Genomic DNA, 5,041 nt, shown 5'->3' with positions numbered 1-5,041 from the left:
CTGCCCGAACTGGCCGGTGGCTCCGCCGATCTGGCCGGCTCCAACAACACCATCTGGAAAGGCTGTAAGCCGGTCACTGCCGAGGATGCCAGCGGCAACTACATTCATTACGGGGTGCGTGAATTCGCCATGACGGCGATGCAGAACGGTCTGTGTCTGCACGGTGGTCTGCGTCCCTACGGCGGCACCTTCCTGGTGTTCATGGAATACGCACGCAATGCCGTGCGCATGGCCGCGCTGATGCACCAGCCCAACATTCTGGTCTACACCCACGATTCCATCGGTCTGGGTGAAGATGGCCCCACCCACCAGCCCATCGAGCAAATGGCCAACCTGCGCCTGACGCCGAACATGCGTACCTGGCGTCCCTGCGACACGGTGGAATCTGCGGTGTCCTGGAAGAAAGCCATTGTCCGCCAGGACGGTCCTTCCGCGCTGATCTTCTCCCGCCAGGGGCTGCCCTGCATGGAGCGTGGTGACGCACAGCTGGCCGAGATCGAAAAAGGCGGCTACACCCTGCTGCAGACCGGTGAAGGCACCCCGGACGCCATCATCATTGCCACCGGTTCCGAAGTGGAGCTGGCGGTGAATGCGGCCAAGGCCCTGACCGGCAAGAATGTGCGTGTGGTGTCCATGCCCTGCGTGGAAGAGTTTCTGGCCCAGGATCGCGATTATCAGGAAAGCGTGCTGCCTTCTGCCGTGCGTGCCCGGGTAGCGGTGGAAGCCGCCATCGCTGATTACTGGTACCGCTTTGTGGGTCTGGACGGCAAGGTGGTGGGTATGAATAGCTTCGGCGCCTCGGCCCCTGCTGGCGATCTGTTCAAGCACTTCAATATCACTGCCGAGGCAGTGCAGCAGGCCGTGGAGAGCCTGCTCTAAGTGAAAGTCGCGATTAACGGCTACGGCCGTATCGGGCGCTCCTTTGTCCGTGCCCTGGCCGAGCGCGAAGGCGCCGGCTGGCGGGCACCGTTTACCCTGGCGGCGATCAATGACAAGGGGCGCCCGGAAGACCTGCTTTACCTGACCCGCTATGACACCACCCACGGTCGTCTGGCGGAACCGGCGGAGCTGCTTGAAGGCATGCTGCGTATCGGTAACCAGGCTCCCCGGCTGCTGCAACAGCCGAAGCCGGAACAGCTGCCCTGGGCCGAGATGGGCGTGGATCTGGTGCTGGAATGCTCCGGCCATTTTCGCAGCCATGCCGGCGCCTCGCGGCATCTGACTGCCGGAGCCAAACGGGTCATTATCGGCGCGGTGCCGTTTGATCAGGCCGATCAGATCGTGGTGCATGGCGTGAACCATGAGGATGTGCGTGACGACAGTAAGGTGTTGTCGGCGGCATCCTGTACCACCCACTGTATTGCACCGCTACTGACCCGGCTGGATCAGGCTTATGGCATCCGCCAGGTGCTGATGAAGGAGATCCACTCCTACACCTCGGACCAGACCCTGCTGGACCATGTTCATCGGGATCCCCGTCGGGGCCGGGCCGGGGCACAGAACATCGTGCCCACCACCAGTAGTGCCATCGGGGCGGTACAACAGGTGTTGCCGCAACTGGCGGGCAAGATAAGCGGTCATTCCATCCGTGTGCCCACCTTGAATGTGGCCATGGTGGAGCTGACCCTGATGCTGGAGCATACCCCGGACAGTGGCAGCCTGAACCAGTGGTTGCAGCAGCAATCGAAAGAAGCCAGCGCGCTGATTGGTTACAATGATGCGCCGCTGGTGAGCGTGGATTTCAACCACCGGCCGGAATCTGCCATCGTCGATGCCACCCAGACCCGGGTGCAGGGCGAGATGGTGCAGGTGGTGGCCTGGTACGACAACGAATGGGGCTATGCGAACCGACTGCTCGACTGGGTGGCGACGCTGGCTGAATCACATCAAGCTTGAACGAATGGATGCACCCGAGCGGGTGGCCGTGAATGAGGTAAGTACGACATGAACTTCAAACGCATGACCGACCTGGATCTGGCAGGCAAGCGTGTTCTTATCCGTGAAGACCTGAACGTGCCGGTGAAAGATGGCAAGGTCACCAGCGACGCGCGTATCCGCGCCTCCCTGCCCACCATCGAGCACGCCCTCAAGGCCGGTGCCAAAGTGATGCTGATGTCGCATCTGGGGCGTCCTACCGAAGGCGAGTACGCCGAGGAATTCTCCCTGCAGCCGGTGGCTGATCATCTGGGCAAGCTGCTGGATCGTGACGTGCCGCTGGTAAAGGACTGGCTGGATGGCGTCGACGTGGCAGAAGGCCAGGTAGTGTTGTGCGAGAACGTCCGCTTCAACAAGGGCGAGAAAAAAGATGACGAGGCGCTGTCACAAAAGATGGCAGCCCTGTGTGATATCTATGTCATGGATGCCTTCGGCACTGCTCACCGGGCTCAGGCGTCTACCCATGGTGTGGGCAAGTTTGCTCCGGTAGCCTGTGCCGGGCCGCTGCTGGCCAATGAACTGGACGCCCTGGGCAAGGCCCTGAACGCACCGGAAAAACCGCTGGTGGCGATTGTCGGTGGTTCCAAGGTATCCACCAAGCTGGAAGTGCTGGAATCCCTGTCCGATGTGGTTGACCAGCTGGTAGTGGGCGGTGGTATCGCCAACACCTTCCTGGCAGCGGCTGGCCACCCGGTGGGCAAGTCCCTTTATGAGAAGGATCTGATTCCGGCGGCGAAGAAAATTGCCGAGAAGGTGCATATCCCGATCCCGGTGGATGTGGTTACCGCCAAGGAATTTGCCGAATCCGCTGAAGCGACTGCCAAGAAAGTGGCAGATGTGGCCGACGATGACCTGATTCTGGATATCGGCCCGCAGACCGCCCACATCGTCGCGGCGCTGATGAAGGAAGCCAAGACCATTATCTGGAACGGCCCGCTGGGCGTGTTCGAGTTCGACCAGTTCGGCGAGGGCACCAAGGAAATGGCCGAGGCCATCGCTGATTCCGATGCCTTCTCCATTGCCGGTGGTGGTGACACCCTGGCAGCAGTGGATAAATACGGAATCACTGACCGCATCAGCTATATCTCAACTGGTGGCGGTGCCTTCCTGGAATTCGTGGAAGGCAAAGTGTTGCCGGCGGTAGCGATGCTGGAAGCGCGGGCGAAAGACTGAAGAGAGGTCGCCACGGCGGCCTTTGCAATGACTGAACAGGAAACGGGCAGCATCGCTGCCCACGGAACCGAAGGGGAAACACAATGGCACTCGTAAGCATGCGACAGTTGCTGGATCACGCCGCCGAATATGGCTATGGCGTACCGGCCTTTAACGTCAATAACGTGGAACAGATGCGCGCCATCATGGAAGCCGCGGACCAGACCAATTCCCCGGTAATTGTGCAGGCCTCCGCCGGCGCCCGGAAATATGCCGGTGCCCCTTTCCTGCGTCATCTGATTCTGGCAGCCACCGAAGAGTTTCCGCATATCCCGGTGGTGATGCACCAGGACCACGGCACCAGCCCCTCCGTGTGCCAGCGCTCCATTCAGCTGGGGTTCTCCTCAGTGATGATGGACGGCTCACTGGGAGAAGATGGCAAGACGCCGATGGACTATGACTACAACGTGCGCGTGACCCAGGACGCGGTGGCCATGGCCCACGCCTGTGGTGTTTCTGTGGAAGGCGAGCTGGGTTGTCTGGGTTCCCTGGAAACTGGTCAGGCCGGTGAAGAAGACGGTATCGGTGCCGAAGGGACCCTGAGCCACGATCAGATGCTCACCGACCCGGAAGAAGCGGCGGACTTCGTCAAGCAAACCAAGGTGGATGCCCTGGCGATCGCCATTGGTACCAGCCACGGTGCCTACAAGTTCACCCGTCCGCCCACCGGTGACATCCTGGCCATCGAGCAGATCAAGGCCATTCACAAGCGTATCCCGGATACCCACCTGGTAATGCACGGCTCCTCCTCCGTACCGCAGGACTGGCTGGCCATCATCAACGAGTATGGTGGCGAGATTGCCGAGACCTACGGGGTGCCGGTGGAAGAGATTCAGGAAGGCATCAAGCACGGCGTGCGCAAGGTGAACATCGATACCGATCTGCGCCTGGCGTCGACCGGTGCGATTCGTCGTTTCCTGGCCCATAACCCGGCCGAGTTCGACCCGCGCAAATACCTGAAAGAATCCATCACCGCCATGCGTGATATCTGTATTGACCGTTACGAAGCCTTTGGCACCGCCGGCAATGCAGACAAGATCAAGCCGATCAGCCTGGAAAGCATGTTCATGCGCTACGAAGCCGGCGAGCTGGATCCGCGCGTCAAGTAATCCAGTGCGGCAAAACAGCACCGGTATAACAACAAGGCCCCGCAATGCGGGGCCTTGTTGTGTCTGGCGTGGTTATTTCTGACGGGAGGCTTGGATCCTGACATCGTCAGCGCCGCTGAGGATCAGTTGCCCGTCCTCGCTGATATCGGCCTGGTTCACGCCTTCCAGGGCATCCAGAAACTGCTGCTCCAGTTTCATCAACGGTTGTGGGCAGGCCATCATGGTGACGCCACCGGTTTTCACCGTGAAATTGTCATCCTCCAGCGTATAGCTGGCCATGTAATTGTTGCAGGCGGCTTTGCCTGCCAGTCGACCGGGTTCGTGGAAGTTCAGGGTAACCAGCGCGTCGCCCACCTCTGAACCATTGAGAGTGTTGACTTGCCAGGCGCTGCCCTGAAGTTGCTCGGTGATGACCATGGCAGTGGTTCCTGCGGGATGGTTGCTACAGGCGGCAAGGGCCACGGCGGCGCCTGCCAGCAGGGATAGTTTCAGTGGTTGCATATCGGGTCCTTCTCGATGACGCGGTATTGAGGCTCTTTAGTCCCCGATAGGGTGCAATAGTTTCCCCGGGCAGGTAAGGAGCCTCTGAATAACTCCTTGCATACTCAGCGTGGCCTGAAGGGTGCAGCTGTTGTGTTTTGTCGCGACGGGCAGGGTGGTTCCCTTTCCTAGCGACAAAGCGCAGCAGATGTGCCCTTCAGGCCGCGCCCTCCGGGTCTTCCAGGCTGGCCCGCACTCGTTGTTGCAATGTCTCGATGGGTGGACACACACCTTAGCATTGCGCC

The 5,041-nt window shown here is 60.3% G+C and carries 5 protein-coding genes; 4 read left to right on the top strand and 1 reads right to left on the bottom strand.

Going from position 1 to position 5,041, the window contains the following annotated elements; genetic code table 11:
* The 4 genes from ACFE0K_RS04065 to fba form a co-directional block, all read left to right on the top strand.
* Nucleotides 1-879, top strand: an 879-nt coding sequence (locus tag ACFE0K_RS04065; protein WP_434534842.1) for a transketolase-like TK C-terminal-containing protein, incomplete at its 5' end; no start/stop codon positions are given.
* Nucleotides 880-1,896 (top strand): type I glyceraldehyde-3-phosphate dehydrogenase, encoded by a 1,017-nt coding sequence (locus ACFE0K_RS04060; RefSeq protein ID WP_434534841.1) that lies wholly within the window; start codon nucleotides 880-882, stop codon nucleotides 1,894-1,896.
* A 48-nt stretch (nucleotides 1,897-1,944) separates the two neighbouring features.
* Nucleotides 1,945-3,108: a phosphoglycerate kinase gene (locus tag ACFE0K_RS04055; protein ID WP_434534840.1), complete on the top strand. Its 1,164-nt coding sequence runs from the start codon at nucleotides 1,945-1,947 to the stop codon at nucleotides 3,106-3,108.
* An 83-nt stretch (nucleotides 3,109-3,191) separates the two neighbouring features.
* The gene (fba, locus tag ACFE0K_RS04050) at nucleotides 3,192-4,256 is read left to right on the top strand and encodes a class II fructose-bisphosphate aldolase (RefSeq protein WP_277672658.1); all 1,065 of its coding nucleotides are present in this window, start codon (nucleotides 3,192-3,194) and stop codon (nucleotides 4,254-4,256) included.
* A 72-nt stretch (nucleotides 4,257-4,328) separates the two neighbouring features.
* Here fba and ACFE0K_RS04045 read toward each other — a convergent pair whose 3' ends face one another.
* Entirely contained in the window at nucleotides 4,329-4,757 is a 429-nt protein-coding gene (locus tag ACFE0K_RS04045; RefSeq protein ID WP_434534839.1) for an META domain-containing protein, read from the bottom strand.
* Nucleotides 4,758-5,041: the final 284 nt, after the last annotated feature.

This window comes from Alcanivorax sp. (assembly GCF_051117345.1).
In the GTDB taxonomy this organism is placed as follows: domain Bacteria; phylum Pseudomonadota; class Gammaproteobacteria; order Pseudomonadales; family Alcanivoracaceae; genus Alcanivorax.
The sequence above is the reverse complement of the archived record's forward strand: the minus strand, read 5'-3'. Positions and strand labels throughout refer to the sequence as shown.

Bases quoted from the DNA above. Each gene is read 5' to 3' on its own strand.
- fba (WP_277672658.1), top strand. From the start codon at position 3,192: ATGGCACTCGTAAGCATGCGACAGTTGCTGGATCACGCCGCCGAATAT.
- ACFE0K_RS04055 (WP_434534840.1), top strand. From the start codon at position 1,945: ATGAACTTCAAACGCATGACCGACCTGGATCTGGCAGGCAAGCGTGTT.
- ACFE0K_RS04045 (WP_434534839.1), bottom strand. From the start codon at position 4,757: ATGCAACCACTGAAACTATCCCTGCTGGCAGGCGCCGCCGTGGCCCTT.